Origin of the sequence: Planctomicrobium aquicomposti (assembly GCF_051466325.1) — a bacterium.
Classification (GTDB): Bacteria; Planctomycetota; Planctomycetia; order Planctomycetales; family Planctomycetaceae; genus Planctomicrobium.
This window is the reverse complement of the sequence record NZ_CP195792.1, coordinates 1,965,079-1,986,786: the sequence shown is the minus strand read 5'-3', so window position 1 is coordinate 1,986,786 and position 21,708 is coordinate 1,965,079. Positions and strand designations below refer to the sequence as shown.

General features: G+C 59.1%; 18 protein-coding genes. 11 read left to right on the top strand and 7 right to left on the bottom strand.

Translation table 11 applies throughout. The annotated features are described in order from the left end of the window. Window positions 1-121: 121 nt before the first annotated feature. The gene (locus tag SH664x_RS07600; protein ID WP_437206399.1) at window positions 122-1,318 is read left to right on the top strand and encodes a GspE/PulE family protein; all 1,197 of its coding nucleotides are present in this window, start codon (window positions 122-124) and stop codon (window positions 1,316-1,318) included. Next, complete coding sequence (rhlB, locus tag SH664x_RS07595; protein ID WP_437207194.1) at window positions 1,272-1,646, top strand: ATP-dependent RNA helicase RhlB; 375 nt, start codon at window positions 1,272-1,274, stop codon at window positions 1,644-1,646. The genes SH664x_RS07600 and rhlB overlap by 47 nt, the downstream gene beginning before the upstream one ends. 1,207 nt (window positions 1,647-2,853) lie before the next feature. On the opposite strand, the gene SH664x_RS07590 is transcribed toward rhlB, so the two are convergent. The 5 genes from SH664x_RS07590 to SH664x_RS07570 all read right to left on the bottom strand — a co-directional run bounded on the left by SH664x_RS07590 (window position 2,854) and on the right by SH664x_RS07570 (window position 8,157). Then, entirely contained in the window at window positions 2,854-4,359 is a 1,506-nt protein-coding gene (locus SH664x_RS07590; RefSeq protein WP_437206398.1) for a sulfatase, read from the bottom strand. A gap of 124 nt (window positions 4,360-4,483) precedes the next feature. Then, window positions 4,484-4,915: a carboxypeptidase-like regulatory domain-containing protein gene (locus SH664x_RS07585; protein ID WP_437206396.1), complete on the bottom strand. Its 432-nt coding sequence runs from the start codon at window positions 4,913-4,915 to the stop codon at window positions 4,484-4,486. A 122-nt stretch (window positions 4,916-5,037) separates the two neighbouring features. Beyond that, entirely contained in the window at window positions 5,038-6,045 is a 1,008-nt protein-coding gene (locus tag SH664x_RS07580; RefSeq protein ID WP_437206394.1) for a DUF1559 family PulG-like putative transporter, read from the bottom strand. A gap of 100 nt (window positions 6,046-6,145) precedes the next feature. Then, complete coding sequence (locus SH664x_RS07575) at window positions 6,146-7,609, bottom strand: FecR family protein (RefSeq protein ID WP_437206393.1); 1,464 nt, start codon at window positions 7,607-7,609, stop codon at window positions 6,146-6,148. Next, window positions 7,606-8,157: a sigma-70 family RNA polymerase sigma factor gene (locus SH664x_RS07570; RefSeq protein WP_437206391.1), complete on the bottom strand. Its 552-nt coding sequence runs from the start codon at window positions 8,155-8,157 to the stop codon at window positions 7,606-7,608. The genes SH664x_RS07575 and SH664x_RS07570 overlap by 4 nt, the downstream gene beginning before the upstream one ends. Window positions 8,158-8,710: 553 nt before the next feature. On the opposite strand from SH664x_RS07570, the gene SH664x_RS07565 reads away from it, so the two are divergent. From SH664x_RS07565 to SH664x_RS07555, 3 genes are all read left to right on the top strand, one after another. Beyond that, on the top strand, window positions 8,711-10,267 hold the full coding sequence (locus SH664x_RS07565; RefSeq protein ID WP_437206390.1) for an FAD-dependent oxidoreductase: 1,557 nt from the start codon (window positions 8,711-8,713) through the stop codon (window positions 10,265-10,267). 103 nt (window positions 10,268-10,370) lie between these two features. Continuing rightward, window positions 10,371-11,315 carry a beta-propeller fold lactonase family protein gene (locus SH664x_RS07560; RefSeq protein WP_437206389.1) on the top strand — a complete coding sequence of 315 codons (945 nt, stop codon included), beginning with the start codon at window positions 10,371-10,373 and terminating at the stop codon, window positions 11,313-11,315. Between the two features lie 459 nt (window positions 11,316-11,774). After that, window positions 11,775-12,263 (top strand): division/cell wall cluster transcriptional repressor MraZ, encoded by a 489-nt coding sequence (locus SH664x_RS07555; RefSeq protein WP_437206387.1) that lies wholly within the window; start codon window positions 11,775-11,777, stop codon window positions 12,261-12,263. A gap of 394 nt (window positions 12,264-12,657) precedes the next feature. Here SH664x_RS07555 and ubiE read toward each other — a convergent pair whose 3' ends face one another. Beyond that, window positions 12,658-13,410 carry a bifunctional demethylmenaquinone methyltransferase/2-methoxy-6-polyprenyl-1,4-benzoquinol methylase UbiE gene (gene ubiE / locus SH664x_RS07550; RefSeq protein WP_437206385.1) on the bottom strand — a complete coding sequence of 251 codons (753 nt, stop codon included), beginning with the start codon at window positions 13,408-13,410 and terminating at the stop codon, window positions 12,658-12,660. A 474-nt stretch (window positions 13,411-13,884) separates the two neighbouring features. On the opposite strand from ubiE, the gene SH664x_RS07545 reads away from it, so the two are divergent. The 4 genes from SH664x_RS07545 (at window position 13,885) to SH664x_RS07530 (ending at window position 17,599) form a co-directional block, all read left to right on the top strand. Continuing rightward, complete coding sequence (locus SH664x_RS07545; RefSeq protein WP_437206383.1) at window positions 13,885-14,466, top strand: NfeD family protein; 582 nt, start codon at window positions 13,885-13,887, stop codon at window positions 14,464-14,466. 104 nt (window positions 14,467-14,570) lie between these two features. Continuing rightward, a complete protein-coding gene (locus SH664x_RS07540; RefSeq protein ID WP_437206381.1) occupies window positions 14,571-15,947 on the top strand; it encodes an NAD-dependent succinate-semialdehyde dehydrogenase in 1,377 nt (458 codons plus the stop codon). Next, a complete protein-coding gene (locus SH664x_RS07535) occupies window positions 15,944-16,576 on the top strand; it encodes a hypothetical protein (protein ID WP_437206379.1) in 633 nt (210 codons plus the stop codon). The genes SH664x_RS07540 and SH664x_RS07535 overlap by 4 nt, the downstream gene beginning before the upstream one ends. 42 nt (window positions 16,577-16,618) lie before the next feature. Further along, window positions 16,619-17,599 (top strand): diacylglycerol/lipid kinase family protein, encoded by a 981-nt coding sequence (locus SH664x_RS07530; protein WP_437206378.1) that lies wholly within the window; start codon window positions 16,619-16,621, stop codon window positions 17,597-17,599. Here the strand turns inward: SH664x_RS07530 and sugE are convergent. Further along, the gene (gene sugE / locus SH664x_RS07525; protein WP_437206376.1) at window positions 17,558-17,875 is read right to left on the bottom strand and encodes a quaternary ammonium compound efflux SMR transporter SugE; all 318 of its coding nucleotides are present in this window, start codon (window positions 17,873-17,875) and stop codon (window positions 17,558-17,560) included. The two genes, SH664x_RS07530 and sugE, sit on opposite strands and share 42 nt — an antisense overlap. A 430-nt stretch (window positions 17,876-18,305) precedes the next feature. On the opposite strand from sugE, the gene SH664x_RS07520 reads away from it, so the two are divergent. Both SH664x_RS07520 and SH664x_RS07515 read left to right on the top strand, forming a co-directional pair. After that, complete coding sequence (locus SH664x_RS07520; protein WP_437206374.1) at window positions 18,306-20,678, top strand: glutamine amidotransferase; 2,373 nt, start codon at window positions 18,306-18,308, stop codon at window positions 20,676-20,678. Next, a complete protein-coding gene (locus SH664x_RS07515; RefSeq protein ID WP_437206373.1) occupies window positions 20,675-21,685 on the top strand; it encodes a hypothetical protein in 1,011 nt (336 codons plus the stop codon). The genes SH664x_RS07520 and SH664x_RS07515 overlap by 4 nt, the downstream gene beginning before the upstream one ends. Window positions 21,686-21,708 lie beyond the last annotated feature (23 nt).

Here is a 21,708-nt window from a genome sequence, read left to right as displayed (position 1 = left end):
GGCTTCTAACATGAATCAGAGATCCCCAGCAGGCAGACCTCCGGTTCGGCACACTTTCGTTGACAGGGACGGCCAAGTCTGCCGATCATCAGAGCGCCTAATTTGACATTTCCGGGGTTTTATGAGCGTTTCCATTCGCGAAGAGTTCGACCGGCTGCAACAGGCCATCCCGGCTCCCCTCCGCAACGAGCCGGTTCAGGTGGTCGATCGGCTGCTGGAATTCGCCCGCAGCCATCGTGCCAGCGATCTCCATCTGATTCCCGAAAACGGCGGGCTGGAGCTGCAATGCCTGCTGCGGATCGATGGCGTGCTGCATCCGCTCACGGAAATCCGCCATCTCCCGGGAAATGTGGTCACGCGGCTGAAGGTGCTCGCCCACCTGCTCACTTACCGGACCGACATTCCCCAGGAAGGACGAATCCGGACCGGCGAAGAGCAACTCGAAATGCGGGTCAGCACATTCCCGACGGTTCACGGTGAGAAAGGAGTCGTCCGGCTCTTTGTCGGCTCCGGAAGCTATCGACTGCTCGGAGACCTGGGGCTTCCCCGGGAAGTCGAAACTACTATTCAGGGAATTCTCTCCGACACCTCCGGCCTGTTGATTGTCTGCGGGCCGGCAGGTTCCGGAAAGACGACGACACTCTATGCCTGTCTGCGACACATCCAGCAGCAATCCCCGACGCGACGAAGTCTCTGCACGTTGGAAGATCCGATTGAAGCGCTGCTCCCGGGGACATCGCAGTCGCAGGTCAAGCCAGACGGCGAGTTCACATACCAGCGGGGCCTCGCCTCGTTGCTGCGGCAGGATCCAGAAGTGATCATGGTCGGTGAGATTCGTGATCGTGAGACAGCCCAAATTGTCTTTCAGGCATCTCTGACCGGACATCTGGTGCTGAGTTCCTTTCACTCAGCAACCGCAGCAGACGCCATCGCACGTCTCTCCGACATGCAGATCGAACCTTATGTCCTCAGAAGCGGGCTGAGTGCCCTCCTCGCTCAGCGACTGATGCGGAGATCCTGCCCCTGCCTGCAACAGGGTTCGCAGGGATGTCCGGAATGTCGCCACACCGGTTACCGGGGACGAATTGTGCTAGCCGAATTGCTGCAGCCCAACCTGAAGGGGCTGGGCCGCGCCATTCTGAATCGGGACGACTCCGAACAGATCGAACAGCTCGCCATCTCGGCCGGGATGATCCCGCTCAGGCAACGTGGCGAGATCGCCGTCACCAACGGGCAGACCACCCCGGCAGAACTCGTGAGGGTCCTGGGAAGTGCCGCACAGCTGCCAGCGACCGATCCACAGAGAGCGTTGCACTGACACAACCGGGAATCGGCAATGTTCAGCGGCTGCTGGCTGCCTCTTCCGGAAGTTCAATGAGAAACATCTGCCGGGTCTGCTGTTCGTCATCGGCGATGGCGGTCACCAGCACGGCGGACGCTGTCCGGTTCCAGGTGGGGGCCGGATCGATTCTCAGCGAGCCGGAGACCCACTTCCCCCGCGAAAGGGGCCCCGCACGCAGCGTGAGTCCATCGGCCATGCGATAAAACGTATAACGGTTTTCGCCGTTGCGCCGACTGCTGCCGTTGACGAACCAGCGATTGTCGGCGGAGAGCGCCACATCTCCCTCCGGATCGGCGAAAGTTGAAGCCTCGCCGATGCTGCCGACGAAGTCCTGTGTGTCGACATCATAAATCCCCTGCAGCTTGTCCCACTTGCCGATCATGCGGTGATCGTCGAGCCATTCGGGATGACCACCGAAGTGATGCTTCAGTCTCTTGAGACCGGTCCCATCGGCGTTGATCACGAACGGGACATTAATCTGGCTCGCCTTCTGATCGAAATTCCCTCGACAGAAGAAGAACAACCGCTTTCCGTCAGGGCTCCAGAGAGTGTGGTTGATGAACAGGCCGATGCCGTCGATGTCAGGCCGGGAAGGGCGCAGCTCTTCTGCCAGCTTCTCAAACGAGACGAGCAGCTTCTCTTTCCCCGATGCGACGTCCACCACAAAAACCCCATCATCTTTCGGATGGAGAACGTCTTTCGTCCAGTCCGCTGCTCCGGGATAGCCAGTCACTTCCCGCAGACGGGCCATCCTTCCATAGTTGATCGCGGCATAACGACCGCCGACAGGGGAAACGCCCCCATTGGCAATCGTCCGTCCCGGAAAGCGGTACTCTTTCTTGCGTCGACCCTCACCCGGTTTGTACTCGTAGAGCACCGTGAAGATTTCATGACTGGCGGGATCCCGGTCGTTAAAGAAAAACTCGGTCTCCGGGGCCTGAGGGTTCCAGTAGAACATCGTCCCCTGCTGAAAGTTCCAGCCACGCGTCTTCTCGACGGGAATCAACGCATTGCCATTCTGAGTGTCGACCAGAAAAATCTCCGCGACATCTTCCCCGGTCGGCATGCGGTCCTGAAATTCCGTGCTGAGGCCGAGGAGATATCGCCCGCTCGCGTTCCAGGGTGTCGTGCGCACATGGCCAATATACCCGAAGAAGTGATGCCTCGGACCTTGCGTCAATTGCTGAATCCGGGGTTCTGCAGCCGGAAGCTGTCCGCCTGAATAAAGCACCAGACAGAGGAGGCTCAGCCCGGACACAAGCGGGCGGTTGTGAAGTCTCATGAAGAATTCCGAAGGAAGAGGTATTCGAAGCCACCGCCGATCCGACAGTGGCCATGCCGCTCAACGCTGAATCACGATTCTCGCCGAGACCGACCAGGAGCATTCCGCTGGACAATCCCCCCGTGCCAGACAGGAGGGAGTCCGGGAATCGCGTGCAAAAATTGTCACGAGGGGAAGCTTCACGTGCTCCCGGACGGGAGAGTGGAACGTCCCCCGTCCCGGCTGAAGTTTATTTTGCTGCCGGGGGAACGCACGCGGACCAGCCACTCTTCAACAGGGCACTCAGCTCCTGACGAACCTGTGCCGAGGCGGGATCGTTGGCGAGGTTCCGGTATTCGCGCGGGTCATTGTCGTGATCGTACAGCTCAACTCCGTCGCGTCCCTCGTTCCATTCGGTATACCGCCAGCGATCCGTACGGACGGTTCTGCCGGTCACACTTGAGCTACCGCGATCCTCGTTTTTCTTCCGGCTCTTCTCCGCGAACTTTTGAGGATCACTGACTGGTTCAGAGAACTTGGGGCTACTCTCCTGATTGCCACGGACCACGACCGTGAACGCACCCGTTTTCCACGGCAGCTCCGGATCTTTCAGCAACGGAGCAAAACTGGAACCTTCCAGAGAAGAAGGAGCCGGAACTCCACACAGGGAGGTCAACGTCGGATACAGGTCAACCAGTTCCACCAGCGCTTCCGAAACAACCCCCTTCTTTCCCCCCGGCGCGGCGACCAGGTAAGGGACCCGCGTCGCTTCCTCAAAAAGTGTTCCCTTGTGCCACAACCCGCCATGTTCCCCGAGGTGATATCCGTGATCGCTGACGAAGACCACGATGGTGTTGTCCCACAGATTCTGCTTGTCGACCGCGTCGAGCAGCAGACCGACCTGCGCATCCATGTAAGCGATCGCCGCACGGTAGGCCTGACGGATCTGTCGCCAGTCCTTCTCGTCAATTCCCCGCCGGGTGACGGGGGAATTCTGCTTCAGAGCCGAGGGAGGAATGAGGCTGACGTGCCCTTCCGGCTCGACAGGTCCGGGCAGGTTCTCCGGATTGAACAGATCCCAATAGCTGTCAGGTGACATATAGGGCGTGTGGGGTCGACGGAAGCCGACTGCTAAAAAGAACGGCTGATCTTTTGCGGAGAGATCATTCAGAGCCTTGACCGCCAGTCGGGCGATCTTGCCATCCCAGGCCACTTCGTCAGCACACTTCAGCCGGATCGCGGAGAGCTTCTTATAAGTTTCGCGGATCTGCTCCTCAGGGGGATTTTTGGCAGACGAATCTTCCCGCAGGTCTTCATCCCAGCTGGCGGGATCTTCAAATAGATCGCCCGAATTCAAGACAGCATGATAGATCTTTCCGAACTTCACCGTTCGATAGCCGGCATTCCGGAAGGCCTGCGGCAGAAAAACATGCTGCGCGAGATTGGCCCGGGTCGGCGTCGCATTATTGCTGATGCCGGTCGTATCGGTCCGGGTTCCGCTCAGCATCGACGATCGCGATCCGTTGCAGACGGGATATTGACAATAGGCCCGATCAAACCGGACAGCATGTTGGGCCAGCCGATCAATATTCGGCGACACCGCCAGCGGATCTCCGTAACAACCCAGGTTGCAATTCAGGTCATCGGCCATAATAAACAGAACATTCGGACGACGCGGTTCAGCCGCATCGGCTGGAATTGCCCAGACAGCAGCGACAGTCAACATCATCCGAAGCGCGAGGCGGCGGGTAAGCATGCTTCCGACCTTTTTAGCAGCAAGTAAGGAGGAGTCTGACAAGGGATCGACTGAGGGATGTCACGCCAACTTGGATCTGGCTGATGTCGTACGGTGGCAACACTGCAACATCGCTACGGTCAGGTTATTTCGGCGGCTGTACAATTTTTCCACCCGACTTAAGATCAAAGTTAGCGATGTTATCGCGTCCCGGCTGGACATCGAACGTCAGTTCCGATTCATAGTTGTAGCGGGCCGGCAGTGTCTCTGGATGATGGGTCACGCGGTCCTGCGCATCCACTTCCGGTTGTCGCCACGTTGAAATGCGGACCTTGTGTCTGCCCGCCAGTGCCCCCTGGCGATTCCGGGTATGCAGGATCTCGTATTCCCCCGCGGCGTTGGTCTGGGCCTGTCCGGGACGGCCATTGTCAGGGATAAATTCCACTGTTGCCATCGGCAGCGGATTTCCGTCCAGCGTCACCTTTCCTCTCACTCGGGAGAGTTCCGGCCCCTTCTGACAGCCAGTCATCACGCCGACCAACACCAGCAGCGCGAGCACGCGAATTCCAGAGGACATTGGACTCCAATAACGATCAGAACAGGTCGAATGAGGACCAGGCAACACATCACCTGCAGATTCGATTCTGGCACACGGCCGTTGGGCAGTTCACCGGGGAGACTTGTCCCCCGCCGCGACCATCAGAATTCACCGACAGGCAACCCATCGGCTTTCGAAAACAGTCGTTGGTAAATCCCGTAGCCAACCCCACCGTTATTCCGGTCATAGGGGTTGCTGCTGCTCCACTGCATCTTGGTGTTCTGGATGTTCTCGCTGATGAACCGGACCGAGCCGTCGCAGAACAGGAACTGAGCCCCCCCCTCGTGCAGACTATGGAATGAGCCATCCGCATCGTCGTTATCCCCGGGGTTTTCGGAAACAACCGGAGGATTGATCGGGACTTCCCCGTAGCTGACACAACAGCGGGTCTGGCTGGAGGTATTAAATCCGGCATTTGAGCCGCTCAGCTTCACGTATCCATAGAGCGCCCCATGCTTCGAGATCGTCCACGTGACTTCCCCCACCATGATGGTGTTGGACGTGCCGTCAGTCAGGTTGCGAAGTGGATGTCCGAAGCCTTCGAGAAACACACCATTCCGGCGATCCTGATTGGATCCCAAGTCACCGACCCCGGTGTAGCCAGCAATATTGGCCTTATAACTGCAGGTGGCGTGCGCCGGGATGGCTCCGACATCGCCTGCGTTTCCACGGTCGAAGGTCTCCGGGATGATGTCCGATGGGCAGCGAGCCCAGGGGAGGGGAGTGGCGGCCACCTTGGCGTTGGCGACCGATTGGGGATACGCCGTGTTCGCAATCGGATAGTTGAAGTCGAACTGATTGTAAACCGTCGTCGCATCGACGTACGGGAGGATCGCGGCTGTCCAGGAAAACCCGGTTCCCCGTCCCAGAGCGCCGGGAGCATTCTTCACTGCGTTGGCCGTCTGAATCCCCATGGGAAGTGTGGAGTAAACATCGTGGTAGTTGTGCATCGCCAGCCCGATCTGCTTCAGTTGGTTCTTACACTGAGAGCGCCGGGCCGCTTCGCGGGCCTGCTGCACAGCCGGCAACAGCAGTGCGATCAAGACCGCGATAATGGCGATAACAACGAGCAATTCGATCAATGTGAACGCTTGACGGCGAAACCTCATCACAGCCCCTCGGTTTGATGAACAAATGCAGTGCGAAGACTTCAATGACAGACAATGAACCCATTTGCAGCCGGGCAGTTCCCCAAAACTCCTGCCGCATTCAATTCTCGCCCTCAACCGACAGGGGAGTTGCAGCAATCCCGTACATCGCGCAACCGCGGTTCTCGATCTTTTGTGGTCCCATTGGCCCCAGGGTCACCGGCCCCGCCTGATGCACCCGCTTCCGCCAGATTGAGAACAGACTGTCGATATTCTTGCCGGGACCGACACCCAGCCCTGTGATCCGGGGCCCCCAACCGGGAGCTTCATCCAGACCAATTTTGAACGGAGTCTTCTCAAAGTCTCGTTTCAACCACTCCGGAGAATGGAGTCGATCGTCGTAGAAAACGTACAGGTTCGCCGGCTCCGCGAGGACCACAGTGATCGAGGGAGATTCAAACTTGTCCGCATTGAACGTGGCGATGTAATCGGCTCCCCGGAGAAACGCTGGGATTCCCACCGCCGTGACACCGTTCCATTCGTGTGGACGGTCGACGAACGCTCGCACATCTTCCCGTAATCCCTGCCGGGAGATCCGGTAGAACTTGGCGGCCTCAGGAGTGCGAAAGTCATCGGAGACCCCCACAATGAGAGGAGGCCGGTTTCTCAGCACATTGAAAATCTGATTGCCCACCGGAAACGCGTCCGTCTCCACAGAGACCAGCCGGTCCAGATCCCCGCTTTTGTTCACCCGAACCGCTTCCCCCACGGTGAGGGTCCGTGCTTTCTGCCGATTATGCTGGTCGTGTCCTATCGTTTTGAGGTCCACTGCCCCCTCAAACACAGCCACTTCTGTCTCTTCGGTCTCGGGCCCGACCCGCACACCAAACTCCGTTCCCAGGTCAACCACCTCAGCGAAGGGAGTCACGACGCGAAATTCAAGAGCTTCAGGATGATCGACGCGAACAGTCGCCGTTCCCTTTGAAAGCGAGGCGATCAGGGGTGTCTGGACTTCGACTGTCGTCGGCCCGGCCAGGATCATGATGGCACCCGACTCGAAAGTCAGTTCGACCCGACCGTCAATCATGTCCACCACATCCGCCCCAGTCAGAATGTCGCCGACTGACCAGCGATGGGCACCCGGAGCCCACTCGACATTGACCGACCGCGTAAACCGGGCGACAGGCTGAAGCGGCATCGTCCGTGTCGGCCTCGCACGGCCATGATTACCCGGCCACGACAGGGGCAGAACCATCAGCACGAGGATCACTCCCAGCAGTGCCGCCAACGCGAAGGACGCCCCCCGCGCGGGACGCGCAGGCTCCCCCGACTTTTTCGGTAACGCAGACGCAGCTCCCTGGCGGTCGACCCGCGCTGCGGAAAGGAATCCATTGAGCCGCCCCGGATGAACCGCTCCCCGACTCGATTCCAGCCGCTGTTGCAGCAAATCGTCAATCAGCACACAAGACAGCAGCTCGTCCACAAATGCGGGATCGCGGGCCACCTCCCCGAGCAGGGACTCATGCTCGACTTCAGAGAGCGAACCTTCCAGTGCCCGAACGATCAGTTCCTGACGGGAATTCACAGCCGGGCCCCCCTGACTTCGGGAGGATCAACCGACATGCGGGTGCGCACACAATCTCCCAACTGACGCAATGTTCTTTGCAGGGCCTTGTAAGTCGCTTCAACAGTCCGATTCATCTGGATCGCGACCTCATCAACAGGCAGTGCCTGTTCATAACGTTTCAGAACCAGCTGTCGGGTCGAACTGGGCAGAATCTCAAGACAAGCCTCCAGCGCATCCAGTTGCCTGGACGGGGGGACAGAGCTGACTCGGTGCCGCTGAAAGCCTTCGAGCAGCGCCTGGGCAGCTTCCTCTGCCACCGGAAAGGGGGCGCGGCGTTCCCCTCGCTGCAGTTCAAGGACCACTTTCGCCGCAACTCCCCGGGCCCAGACATCAAACGGCCTGAGCGGATCGTACGTCTCGAACAACTCCCAGAGGCGCATCGCAACCGCCTGACAGGCATCATCCAGCAGGCGATGATCGCGCAGCAACAGACGCAAGATCTGTCGAATGGAATGCTGACTATTCAGATAGAGCATCACGAATTGACTTTGAGCGTCTTCTCGCATCGATGAGCCCTGATAAACTGGTGATACACATTGAACAGTCCGCCCGTTTTTCTGGACATCTTTTTCCGAATTTTTCCGGACGAAATTCTCAACTGCAAACTGCAGCCGCACTGAGACCAGCGGCGGTGTTGCAACCTGCCGCCAGACGATGCCCTCGCAGCGCGAACCCGTACGGGCCATCTCGTGCTGAAAGCGTTTTTCCCATCGGCAGATACGGACATCGCCTGATGATCCCTTCGCCGGGCGGCCCGCAGGCGGAGTAAAGTTTCGCTGAAGAATGGCCGACCAACTCACTTGATCAGCCGAGATTGCCTCGGCACAATCCACGCCCATTCGCTCGCTGCTTTTCGTCTCGATGCTCCTGGGGACGACACATTCGCTCGTGGGCATTGCAGACCCGGATCGCTGAAGTCCGCGATCCGGCAAAACTTTTCACGCTGTTCTCATTGTCTTTCGGGACAACGCGCCGGAATCCGGCTGTCGACCTGTTGTCTTCGTGGTTGTGAAACTCACGGCCACAACGAACCTCTCATTCTGCCGTCAGGAGATTCACATGGCTGGGCAAACCTCGCTCAACCGGATCGTTTACGATGTCGTCGTCATCGGCGCGGGAGGGAGCGGACTGGCGGCAGCAGTCAGTGCGGCCGAAGCGGGCTTGCAGGTCCTGGTTCTGGAGAAGAATCCGCAACCGGGAGGAACGACAGCCATTGCCATCGGTTCGTTTACGGCGGCCGGAACCGGGCTGCAACAGCGCCAGGGAATTGCCGATCACGTTGACTGGCATCAGACCGACGCCGGCAGATTCGCGCCGGCTCCGATCGAGGCCCGTAATAATGAAGAGCTTCGTAGCTGGTTCCTGACACAGACCGCGGAGACTTACAGCTGGCTGGAATCTCTGGGGCTGGTCTTTCAGGGGCCGAATCCCGAACCACCCAACCGGGTGCAGCGGATGCACAATGTCGTTCCCAACGCCAAAGCCTATATCGCCACGCTGCGGGCCCGGCTGCAAGCACTTGGAGGAGAGATCCTGTGCCAGACGAGGGTCCGTTCGCTGCAGTTCGATGAGGGGAAGGTGACGGGTGTCGTCGCCGAGACAACGGACGGCGAACGCCGCTGGCAGGCCCGTCGGGGAGTCGTCCTGGCCACGGGAGATTACGCAAGCGGGCAGAAACTGCTCTCGGAGTTTAAGGGGCCGGAATACGCCGAAATCGAAGGGGTGAACCCCACCGCAACGGGGGATGGGCACGAGCTGGCCCGACAGGCCGGAGCACAACTCCTGAATATGGATGTCACCTATGGTCCGGAACTCCGGTTCGAACCTCCCCCACGAGCGCGCCTGATTCAGCGCCTCTCGAGCCCACGACTCAATCGGCTTCTCGGTCTGCTGTTGCCGCTCGTTCCTCAGTTCTTGGTCCGATCCGTGATCAAGCAGCTGCTGGTGACGTGGCAGCATCCGGAAGATTCTCTGTTCCACGACGGTGCGATTCTCGTCAACCGTCGCGGCGAACGCTTCTGCAACGAATGTGCTGCGACGGAGCGGGACCTGGCCATTGCCCGGCAACCGGAGAAGCGGTGTTATGTGCTGCTCGATGAGCAACTCATTCAACTCTACAGCGCGTGGCCGAAGTTTATTTCGACAGCTCCACGCATTGCCTATGCTTACGTTTCGGATTATCTGAAATTACGTCCCGACATTTCGGTTACCGCGAAGTCGCTGGAGGCACTCGCACCGCAAGCGGGGCTGCCGAAAGAGTCCCTGCTCCGAACCGTCGCCCAATACAACCAGACTGTCGAAGAACAGGCCTCAGATCCGTGGGGGCGAACGCGATTGCCTATCAAGCTGCTCGGAGAAAAGTGGGTTCTGCTCGGTCCCGCCCGGGCTTACTTCACGACGACCGAAGGAGGTGCCGCCATCTCCCGCCGACTGGAGGTCCTGAATGAAAGTCTCCAGCCCATCCCGGGACTGTATGCCGTCGGACAGGTGGGACTGGGGGGACAGATTCTCTGGGGACATGGGCTGCATATTGCGTGGGCACTGACGAGCGGACGGCTTGTCGGATTGACACTCTCAGACCAGCGTTCAGCAGCGACGCCTTCCCCGAATGCATGAATCGCTGCTGATCCTTGAACAGGCCCGTCGATTCCAATACACCTGTCGAGTTCCCCAGCGATGATCATCCTATGCAGTGACTCCCGCCCGAAGAAAGCCGACAATGAAACTGAAACTTGTAGCCGCGACGTGCCTGATTTCGCTCTGCAGCAACTTGGCGACAGCCCAGAATCCCAACAAGGATGGGAAAAAGGGATTTGAAGCGGGCAAGCCACTCGGCTCGAAAAACGAAGCCGGGAAGTTCATTCCACTCTCAGACAATGTGAAGGTCTACGGGAGTTTCCGCTTTGCAGAAAGCTGCACGTTCGACCCTGCCAGAAATCTGATCGTCGTCATGAATGCCGGGGTTCCACAGAACCAGGAAGAGAACGACGGCTATGTTTCCCTGCTCAATCCGGACGGGACCGTGCATACGTCCAAATGGATCGGCGCCAGTCGCGACGGCCTGACATTGAACCAGCCGCTCGGCAGTGCCATTCAGGGGAACGTGCTGTACGCCGCAGACATCGACGTCGTCAGAACGTTCGATCTGACATCGGGCAAGCCTCTGAAATCGTATCCCGTTGAAGGGGCCAAAGTGCTGAACGGCATCGCCGTCAGCAAGGACGGAACCATCTTCGTCTCCAACACACGCCCGGACAGCATTGTCTACAAGATCACCCCCGCCGGCGAAGTCTCCAAGTTTGTGGAAGGGGCTCCGCTGATCAATCCCAACGGAGTAGCCATCGACAATGACGGCCACGTGGTGGTCGTCAACGTCGGCGACAACAATGTGCTGACATTCGATGCCGCATCCGGCAAGCTGCTCAAAACCGAACAGACCGTGGAAAGCGGGAACGACGGTGTCGTCGTGCTGCCTGATGGCACGAAGTACGTCAGTAGTGTCCGCTACGGCAGCGTTTCCGAAATCCGCCCGGGCCAGGCAGCGAAGATCATCGCTGCGGGCATCCCGAGCGCCGCTTCGATGTGCTACGACTCGAAGCAGCATCAGCTGGTGATCCCGATGAACAGCAACAACGCGCTGGCCTTCATCAAGCTCGAGAAGTAATCCGCGGAAGCCTCCGCGACGGACTCATTCGATATCTTCACGATGGCACGCTGATCCTGCATCAGCGTGCCATTTGTGTTTTGAAGGTCGAGTTGACGCCGCGCAGCACGGCGTTTGATCCGTCCGCCAGGTGCGCAAACGTTGGGCGTCACACCGCAGCGGGAGAGCATTCTCATCTCGCGTGGAAAGACCCGCCCGGGAGCAACACTCGTGCTTTGCTGAGCAGTGGGAAAGCTGCCCAATTCTTGAGGCTAAATTCCTGCGCACGCGAACTGCTTGAGGAACTTCTGCGGAAATTCCTGAAAACCAGCACAACCGGATTGACCGTGCGGCCTGGACGGGTATCATCCTGCTCGTGGGAAACACGCCCAAACGCTCTTTTAAAACCCGGTTGAAAGTGGGAATTGAACCCAGTAGTGTAGTTCCAGATGTGACAGATCTTCAGCCGGCCGCAGTGCGATGCCCGAAACTCCTCAATCCTTCCTGACCGGAGAATTTCGACGCACGCTCGATGACCGCTTCCGCCTGACGCTTCCGACGGAACTTGCACAAGGGATCACGGATCAAGCTGGTGAGACCATCGTCGCGAAGGAACGCTACGGTTGTCTGAGCCTGTGGAAAGCAGGCGACTGGCGAGAGCGGATGAACGATGGAGTGTCACTCATCCGCGAGAAGATTCGCGCCGGGCGTATGGAACAGCGATGGACCGACGTCCAGCGTCTCGGGCGGCTTCTTTCCACACGGTCCACAGAAGTCACGCTGGCCAATCGTTCCCGTCTGCTGATTCCCGAGGGATTCCGGGAGTTTCTGGACGTGGACAAAGGGGGTGACGTCATGGTCGTCGGCGCGGTGATCTGCGTTGAGATCTGGAACCCCAGGGCCTGGCTGGAACAGCTGAAATCCGATATGCCGGAATTCGGTGAACTGTTCCGCAATCTTTCGAGTTAGAGCAACCTGCTCTCACCCGTCCCGCGCAGTTTGCAGCTCAGCGGTCTGTCGCTTCACGGAGGAACAGCACAACGCTGCATGCGAGCAGGGAAGCTGCGACGTCAAACATGCTTTCACGGTTTCACAGCCTGCCAGGGAAGAGCAGCTGTGCAGACCCGTCCCAGGGGACAAATTCCCACAACCAACCGGGTTTCGAACATGCCCGGCGACCAAAAGAAAGCGCACACTCAACACACCCCGAGCCCCACACTCGGTGACCAGGGATGGCACGCGGCAAGGAAGCCACTTTCTTCTGAATCGCCGGGCATGTTCTTTTTTTCTGCACGCCTGGAAAAGCCGGCAGAACGTTCGCGTCCCCTGCGATTTCGCCCGGGGACAGCTGCGGACCGTCGTGTCAGCTTTGCTTCTCACCCACGTACAGCGTGGCGATCCCAAAGGTCAGGGGCGTGAACGTCACTCGACGGAGGCCGCATTCTTCCATGATCGCCGCGAGCTTCGCCCCACACGGAAATTCAGAAACCGATGCGGGGAGGTAGTGGTAAGCGTCTTCGCGATTCTTGGCAAACAGCTGTCCGACTCGAGGCAGCACGTTGCGGAAATACCACCGGTACAGTCCCGCCAGGCCGGGAAGAGTCGGCTGCGAGAACTCCAGGATGGCAACCCGTCCTCCCGGCTGACAGACCCGCAGCATCTCCTTCAGCCCAACCCGGGTGTCGTTGACATTCCGCAACCCGAAGGCGACCGACACAATCTGAAACTGATCATCCGGGAAAGGGAGGTGCTGGGTGTCAGCCTGAATGAACTCGACTGCCGCCGTTCCGCTGTCGCGCTGAATGCGGGCGAACTTCTCGCGCGACAGCTCCAGCATCCGGGGAGTGAAATCGGTCCCGGTCACCGCCACCTGCCGGCCGGCTGCCCGCCAGTAGGCGAGTGCCAGATCTCCCGTGCCGGTACAGACGTCGAGGATTGGAGCCGTCCCGCGGGGGGCGACCGTCCTGACGGTGTAAGACCGCCAGTAGATATCAACACCTCCCGAAAGCAGATGGTTCATCAGGTCGTAGCGGTCGGCGATCTGGCCGAACATCCGCTGAACGCGGTCACCGGACTTGTCGACGCTGGAAGGGGAAGGGGCGGATTCGGTGCTCAAGGGGCTGATCATTTGCTTCTGAGCGGGCAGCTCATGCCACTGTCCGGACAACAGGTCTTTCGACAAGAAAAACGGGACGCGAACTCGGCAGAACGAAAAGGTGTCAGGGTCACCGGCTCTGCAGAGCTGGCGACTGCGGCTATCTTGATGGTGACCGCATTCCGGTTCAACCGTAACGGGAAATGACGGCAAAAGCCTGAAAAATCCCGGAATCGGAGCACGAGACGTTCCCGGCGGCCGACGCAGGAACTCCCGATGATTGAAACCGATCGCCCGAACTCCGGCGTGAGCACCGAGAGTAACGACGGAATTCGTCACGGAATTCAGATTTCCCTGTTCCGATTCTCCATTTCAGAAACGTCTTCTCTCCCAACTTCAGTTCCGCTGCACAAATGGAGCGGACGCTCTAAACTGTGAATGTTCTGGATCGAAAACTGAGCGAGGATGAATTCCGAACCCAATCGGAACCCCTTTATGAATCATGAAATTCTTGTGTTTGTGCTGCTCGCTGTCGGGCTCGGTCTGATCTTTGCCGAACTGTTCGTCCCTTCCGGTGGAATCATTGCAATTCTCAGCCTGGCCTGCCTGGGGGGATCGATTTATTTCGCCTGGCAAACCTGGCATGAGACCTCTCCCCGGCATTGGTGGATCTTTTTAGGCAGCGTCATCTTTCTGATCCCCGCGACGATTGTCGGCGCATTTCAGCTTCTTGCCCGCACCTCTCTGGGAGACGGAATTCTTCTCTCCGCCCCAAAAGAGGAAGACGTCATTCCGTTTTCAAGGGAACAGGAACATCTGATGTCCCTGATCGGGCAGCAGGGGACCGCGTTGAACCGCATGACCCCGGGCGGACTGGTGAAAGTCGGAGATGAACGGCTGCATGCCGTCAGCGATGGCATGGTCATCGAATCGGGCAAGGCGGTCGAAATCATTGCGGTCCGCAGCCAACGCGTCGTCGTCCGCGAACTGGAGGAGCGGTCTGATTCACACGGTCTCTTGGGCAGAGAGACAGGAGACGCCGATCCGGACGCGTTCGGAAATGACTTGCAATCCTGACCGCCCGTCGCACGTTTTCGTGGTACGTCAATTGCTCAACCGTCACCTGCTTCATGCCCTCCCTGAATATCACGGTTCTGAAAACCGCGGCAGGAGACTTATGAATGTCTAAGGTGCTGCAGTCGATCAATCCGGCGACAGAAGCGCTGCTGGCAACGTATCCCACTCTCTCGTCGAACGAACTTCGCATGAAGCTCGAAGCTGCAGACAGCGCGTACGCTGACTGGTCTCGGACAGATCTTGATTACCGACGGCAGCTGATCGGCCAACTGGCAGAGAGGCTGCGTCAAGAGACGGCCGAGCTGGCCCACCTCATCACGTCTGAGATGGGGAAGCCGATTGCGCAGGCCCAGGCAGAAATTGAGAAATGTGCGGTCCTGTGTGATTACTATCGCGAGACGGTCGCTGACTTCCTGCGTCCGCAACGGGTCTTCGGCAACAAGGCAGCGCGCAGCTCGGTCCGGTTTGATCCACTCGGTCCGGTGCTGGCGGTGATGCCGTGGAACTTCCCGTTCTGGCAAGTGCTGCGGTTTGCCGTGCCGGGTCTGCTGGCGGGGAATGTCGGCCTGCTGAAACACGCCGCCAATGTTTCCGGCTCCGCGGTGGCGATTGAACAGCTGTTTGAGCAGTCAGGGTTTCCCCCCGGTGTATTCACGACATTGCTTGTGGACCGAAATGCGATTTCAGAAGTGATCGCCGCCCCCCAGATTCGGGCGGTGACACTCACTGGAAGTGAGGGGGCAGGAAGAGCGGTCGCACAAGTGGCTGGTCAACATTTAAAAAAATGTGTTCTTGAGCTCGGGGGTTCCGACCCGTTCATCGTGCTGGCCGACGCCGATCTCGACAGGGCCATTTCACAGGCGGTCCAGTCCCGCACGCTCAATAACGGTCAGAGTTGCATCGCGGCGAAACGTTTTCTGGTTGATGCGCGGATCGCCAGTGAATTCATTGACGGAGTCACGGAAACCTGTCGAAACCTGAAAATCGGCGACCCCACACACCAGGGGGTCCAGATGGGACCACTCGCACGGGAGGACCTCCGGGAGACGCTGCACGAGCAGGTGCTGTCCAGCGTTCACCAGGGTGCCAAGCTGACCACCGGGGGGAGCCGACCAGATCGCGAAGGGTGGTTTTACGAGCCGACTGTTCTCACCCATGTCACCCCCGAGATGACAGCCTTTCAGGAGGAGACGTTTGGTCCGGTGATGGCGGTGACCTCATTCCGCTCGGTCGACGAGGCCCTCGCGGTGGCGAATCGTTCGTCGTACGGACTGGGCGCCAGTCTTTGGACAGACGACGTCCAGCGGGCTGAGGCGCTGGCAGCCAGTATTCAGTCGGGCTGCGTCTTTATCAATGACTTCGTCAAGTCGGATCCCAGCCTCCCTTTCGGAGGAGTCAAGAACTCCGGATATGGGCGGGAACTCGGGGAATTTGGCATTCGGGAGTTCGTGAACATCAAAACGGTCTGGGTCGGAACATGAACGCACTCTTGGCGATCTCCTGGCAGCAGCTCTGCGGTTGGGGACTGCTGGCAGTGTTCGTTTTCCTCGGAACGATCGGGGTTGTCCGGCTATTGCGTCGGCAACGGGCCAGCGAATGGCAAAAGCTGTCGCGGCGACTTCGATTGACGTTTCGTCAGACAGCAGAGGGCCCGCAGGTGACCGGCCAACTCGCCGGCCGGCATGTCACGCTTCGCAATTCCGATGAAAGTTCCGACGCCAATGGAGGAGTCGTTTTGACGCTGATGGAAGTGGAGTTGGCCAACCTTCCCCAGGGACTGAAGGCGGAGGCGGCTCCGGGACTGATCGGCGATCTCTCCAATCTTGCGGAAGAGCGACTGCTGACCGGTGATGAGGAGTTCGACCGTAATGTCCATCTCACCAGCGACACGGGACCAGCAGCACTTTCCTATTGGAACGAAAGTCGCCGCCGGAGTTTTCTCCATCTGGTCCAGCAGGATGTGTACGACCAGCTCACCCTTTCCGGCAATCGGCTGACTCTTCGACTTCGCAGTGTGATCGCCAACCAGCAGCAGCTGGAGCAGACGCTGCGACTGCTCGTCGACGCAGCCCGACAGCTCGACAATCCAACCACAGACTCCCTTTCCTGAGAAAGTCCAGCGCACTGACATCTTCCAGCGAAGGAGCGTTGCGTGTCGAATCGTGATTCCCAGCAGAATGCGATGACCGTGATCTGGCATCCCTCCACAGCGTCCGCGGACCGTGCTGCCGATATCCTGCCGCTGCTGCAGCAGGACTCGCGGTTTCACATCATCGAAACACACGATCATTCGGAACTTGAGCGAGCCGTGGAAAGAGCACAGCGACACGGAAACGTGCTTGTGGCCGCCGGAGGCGATGGCACCATCAGCGCCGCCGTTCAAGCGTTGCTGCGATTCGAACAACCGGTCCCACTCGGCGTGCTGCCGCTGGGGACTGGGAATGATTTCGCCCGGACTCTGGGGATTCCGTTTGATTCCGCCGCCGCCGTGGCAGCGCTCGACCCGGAGCGAACCCGATGGGTCGATGTTCTGGAGTGCCGGAGTGACTCCGGAACCCGCTGGGTCACCAACATGATCACCGGCGGTAATTCCGGCAAGTATCTCGAAGCGATGAACGACGAGATGAAGGAACGGTGGGGAGCACTCGCCTATTTACGGGGAGTGGTCGACGTGCTGCAAAATATGGAGCCCTTCACGGTGCGGCTTACCTGCGACGGCCAATCACCGGAAACATTCAGGGTCCTCAATCTTTTCCTGGCGAATGGTCGAATGTCCGGCGGTGGACTGCAGGTCTCGCCGCGGGCGGAAATTGATGACGGTCTGGCGGACGTGGTCCTCATTCTCGATGGAGAACCGGTCGAAATCGCGAGCCTCACCGCCGACTATTTGCTCTCGGATTACCTGAATCACGATCTGATCGAGTTTCGGCAGGGTCGAACCATCCGAATCGAAGGCCATCCGCCTCTCCCGCTCACGGCCGATGGAGACACGATCGGTCACACGCCGCTGGACGTGATCGTGCATCCGCAAAAGCTGAGAGTTTGCACTCCGCCGCCACCCCCCGAAAATCCGCTGCAGCAGTTGCTCGACTCATTTCGCAGTCATTTTGAGCCCGACGATCGAGACGAGTAGCAGCGCCAGAAAGAACATCCGGGGAAGACTGACAGGCTCACCGAGGAGCACGATACCCAGAATCACCGCCCCGGCCGCTCCGATTCCCACCCAGACGGCATAGGCCGTTCCGATGGGGAGGGTTTTGGCAGCGACCGCGAGCAGAAACATGCTCGCGATAATTCCCAGAATCGTCAGGATGCTGGGGACAAGGCGTGTAAAGCCTTCCGTATACTTCAGACCAATGGCCCACCCGGTCTCGAGCAGACCTGCAATCACCAGCAACACCCACGCCATGACCGATCCTTCCGCGACGCCCGGGATTCTTCTGAATCTGCGACTTCCAATGAATTGACAGACCCGTCCCCCCGCGGACAGGGTTCCATAAAACAGAGCACGACCGCATGTGGAGAGGAGCCCTCCGGGACCTTCGGGTTCGCGCCGCAATTGCCAGGTCCCGCATGATGGCAACTCGATGGGCGGGATACCAGTCGAAGACGTTTTCGAGAGTCCCGTAAGTCTCGGCAGGTGAGCGGGCACCGGCGTCAAACTTGCGACCTGTCCCCAGCCAGCATATGGTGTCAGGTGACTCCGGGGGAGTCCTGCTCGTGAAGTGATTGCATGAGATGTCCTGTGAAGGATTTTTTGACGCTGACGACTCACGCTGAAACGTGAGGCCGTCACGGCGACGTGGTCCGGACAGCCGACTGAATTTGGAGAACTGCGTTTGCATTGGGCAGCAACGAGCAGCGCGATCGTCCTGGGAAATCCAAGCTGGAGCGGCGTTGTCCTTTCCGCTCTGGTCTTCAGTCTCGTCTTACTCGTCATTCTCAGCTGGAACAGCGTTCTCCCGCCATTCTGGAAATGGCTCTTCTTTTCCCTGAAAGCGACTTCCCTCGCAATTCTGGCCCTCTGCCTGCTTGATCCCCGTTCGACCAGCCAACGTGCCCGCCCGGGGGAGAATATCGTTGTCATGCTCGCGGACCAGAGTGCCAGCCAGCAGGTACGACAGAGTCCAAATTCCCAAGAGTCCCGCGGCGATGTGATTCGCAATTTTCTGACAGAGCCGGATGCATCATGGCAGGTCCGGATGGCTCAGGACTTCGATGTCAGGCGCTACTGCTTCGGAGCCTCACTGGACCGCGTGGAAAGTTTTCAGGATCTCACCTTCGAGAGTCCCGCAACGAATCTGAAAGAGGCTCTCGCGACATTAACGTCGCGATTCAGCGGAAAACCGCTGGCGGCGGTACTGCTCTTCACCGACGGCAATCCGACCAGTGGAAATGAACTCACCGGCTATGACCATCGTGTCCCTCTTTATTGTGCCATTCCCGATGACAATCGGCAGCTTGCAGACCTCGCGATTCGTCAGGTTTCCGTGAGCCAGTCGAATTTTGAAGATGCGCCGGTCACCTTGCGGGCAGAGATCAGTTCCACCCTCCTCACTCCCGAAGAGGTGATCGTCACCCTGCGGCCTCCAGGGGCAGAGGCCGAATCGCCTCACATCGAGTTTCGACAGGTCACCACACGTGACGGTCAGGCGACGGCGGAATTCCAGATCAAACCGCAGCACCCCGGCGTGCAGTTTTATGAGCTCTCCGTCGCGTTCACACACTCTCCCGGTTCCCGCGAGAATGCCCGCCTGAACCAGGAGGCCACGCTGCTGAACAATCACCGACTGGTCGCGGTGAATCGAGACTCACGGGTACATCGCATCCTGTATCTCGCAGGGCGTCCGAACTGGGAACACAAGTTTCTCAATCGAGCCCTCGCGGAAGATCCGCGCTTGCAGCTGATCAGTCTGATTCGCATTGCCACCAAAGAAGCCCGCTTTGATTTTCGGGGACGGGTAGGAGAATCGAGCAATCCCCTCTTCCGCGGTTTTAAGGGTGAAGCGGATGAAGAGACCGAAGCCTATGACCAGCCGGTGCTGATCCGGCTCAATACCCGCGATGAACGGGAACTCCAGGGCGGGTTTCCCAAAACCCGCGCAGAACTCTTTCAGTATGACGCCGTGATTCTGGATGACGTTGAAGCCAGCTTCCTGACACACGACCAACTGTCGCTGCTCGACAGGTTTGTCTCCGAACGGGGCGGGGGCCTGCTCATGCTGGGGGGACGCGACACCTACCGGCATGGACACTGGCAGGGAACGCCTGTCGCCGATGCCTTGCCGGTCTACCTCGATGCAGCCGATGCGGTTCCCGAAGGACCGCTGAAGTGGAACCTGACGCGTGAAGGCTGGCTGGAACCTTCGTTCCGCCTGCGCGACAACGAAGTGGAGGAACGGCAGCGACTCAAAGAGACCGCAGCACTGACTCAATTGAATGCGACTCGAAGCCTGAAACCCGGGGCGAGGTTGATGGCAGAGGTCCAGTCGGCGGACGGCAAAACCTATCCGGCACTTGTCGTGCAGCAGTACGGACGCGGTCGATCGGCCGCTGTTCTTGGAGGGGATCTCTGGAAATGGTCGATGCGTTCCACTCCCGAAGCTCCTGACGATGCGGGGAAATCGTGGCGACAGATGATTCGCTGGCTGGTGGGGGATGTTCCCCGACGGCTCGAACTCACGACCGAAGCCGTGACTCGGGGGATCTATCCCGCCACACTGCTGAAAATCCGGGTGAGGGATGCCGAATTCCAGCCGCAGGATTCCGCCCGGCTCGACATTCTTGTTGAACAGCCCGACGGCAAACAGGTCCCGCTCTCCGCGGAGCCAAGTTTGAATGAAGCGGGACTTTTTGAAGTGGAAGTGGTCTCCCGTCTGGCCGGTCCGTATCTCGCACGGGTTTCCCTGCCGGGTGATGAGGGCCTCCCCCCGATGAAGCAGGAAAGTGGGTGGACCAGTGATCCGCTCCGGGAAGAGTTCCGACAGGTTGGCCTGAACGTGCCCCTGCTGGAAACACTGGCCCGAAAGACGGATGGAGAGGTCGTGCGGTTCAGTGAGCTGGACGATTTGAGCACTCGACTTCTGCGACAGGATCTTCCGGTCATGCAGACGGAAACAACTCCGTTGTGGCATCAGCCCTGGCTGTTAATGCTCGTCATGATGTTGCTCGCCACGGAATGGGGACTGCGCCGCTGGAGGGGGTTCGCATGAATTGGCTGGGGTGGCTATTTCTATCGACGGTGGCATTCGAAGTCCCTCCGGAACCGGCATCGCGCGGTGATCTGATTCTCGTGGTCGGTTCTGCCGGTACTCCCGAGTACGGCGAGCAGTTCCAAACGTGGGGCAGGCAATGGGCGGAAGCTGCAGCGCGCGGGGAGTTGTCCGTTCACGCAATAGGACTCACTCCCGATGCCCCTGCAACGCTGGACGCCTTTCGAGAGCGACTCGCAGCACTCGACCCTCATTCGCTCCGTCCGTTGTGGATCGTGCTGATCGGGCATGGGACTTTCGACGGCCGCTTCCCGAAATTCAACCTGCCCGGCCCCGACCTCGAAGCCGATGAACTGGGTCGACTGCTCACACCGTTCGACCGGCCGATGGCGGTCATCGACTGTTTCTCCAGCAGCGCTCCGTTCCTGCGCCCCGTGGCCAGACCAGGACGAGTCGTCATCACCGCCACGCAATCCGGAAATGAAGAGAACTTTTCCCGGTTCGGTGGGTTTATGGCGAGTGCTCTGTCCAATCCGCTGGCAGACCTCGACAAAAATGAACAAGTCTCCCTGCTCGAAGCTTTTCTCTTTGCGGCTCGTGAAACAGAAGCGTTCTACGAAGCCGATGGTCGACTCGCAACTGAGCACGCGGTCATCGACGACAATGGAGATGCCCGCCCCCTTCCCGCTACCGCATTCCGGGGAACGCGACCGGTTCAGTACAAAGAAGTGCCGAATCAGCTGCCCGACGGTCTGCTCGCCAATCAGTGGCACCTGATTCCGAATGATCTTGATCGACAACTCACACCGGAACAGATCGCACGACGAAGCGAGATCGAGCAGGAAATGGCCCTGCTCCGCTCGCGGAAATCCCTGCTCACCGAAGACGAATACTACGACGCACTGGAGTCGTACGTGCTGGAGCTCGCCCGGCTGCTGATTGAACGACGGCCCCCCGTCGGCAGTTCGACACCGGCGTCCGCCCCCGAGACGATCCCCTCCCGATGACGATCGCCGCCGATGCCGCCGCT

What these genes read in the sequence shown, in the direction of transcription:
- SH664x_RS07535 (WP_437206379.1), top strand. Translation starts at nt 15,944, where the DNA reads ATGAACGCACTCTTGGCGATCTCCTGGCAGCAGCTCTGCGGTTGGGGA.
- SH664x_RS07515 (WP_437206373.1), top strand. Translation starts at nt 20,675, where the DNA reads ATGAATTGGCTGGGGTGGCTATTTCTATCGACGGTGGCATTCGAAGTC.
- SH664x_RS07570 (WP_437206391.1), bottom strand. Translation starts at nt 8,157, where the DNA reads ATGCGAGAAGACGCTCAAAGTCAATTCGTGATGCTCTATCTGAATAGT.
- SH664x_RS07590 (WP_437206398.1), bottom strand. Translation starts at nt 4,359, where the DNA reads ATGCTTACCCGCCGCCTCGCGCTTCGGATGATGTTGACTGTCGCTGCT.
- SH664x_RS07580 (WP_437206394.1), bottom strand. Translation starts at nt 6,045, where the DNA reads ATGAGGTTTCGCCGTCAAGCGTTCACATTGATCGAATTGCTCGTTGTT.
- SH664x_RS07540 (WP_437206381.1), top strand. Translation starts at nt 14,571, where the DNA reads ATGTCTAAGGTGCTGCAGTCGATCAATCCGGCGACAGAAGCGCTGCTG.
- SH664x_RS07600 (WP_437206399.1), top strand. Translation starts at nt 122, where the DNA reads ATGAGCGTTTCCATTCGCGAAGAGTTCGACCGGCTGCAACAGGCCATC.
- SH664x_RS07585 (WP_437206396.1), bottom strand. Translation starts at nt 4,915, where the DNA reads ATGTCCTCTGGAATTCGCGTGCTCGCGCTGCTGGTGTTGGTCGGCGTG.
- SH664x_RS07560 (WP_437206389.1), top strand. Translation starts at nt 10,371, where the DNA reads ATGAAACTGAAACTTGTAGCCGCGACGTGCCTGATTTCGCTCTGCAGC.
- SH664x_RS07555 (WP_437206387.1), top strand. Translation starts at nt 11,775, where the DNA reads ATGCCCGAAACTCCTCAATCCTTCCTGACCGGAGAATTTCGACGCACG.
- sugE (WP_437206376.1), bottom strand. Translation starts at nt 17,875, where the DNA reads ATGGCGTGGGTGTTGCTGGTGATTGCAGGTCTGCTCGAGACCGGGTGG.
- SH664x_RS07545 (WP_437206383.1), top strand. Translation starts at nt 13,885, where the DNA reads ATGAATCATGAAATTCTTGTGTTTGTGCTGCTCGCTGTCGGGCTCGGT.
- SH664x_RS07565 (WP_437206390.1), top strand. Translation starts at nt 8,711, where the DNA reads ATGGCTGGGCAAACCTCGCTCAACCGGATCGTTTACGATGTCGTCGTC.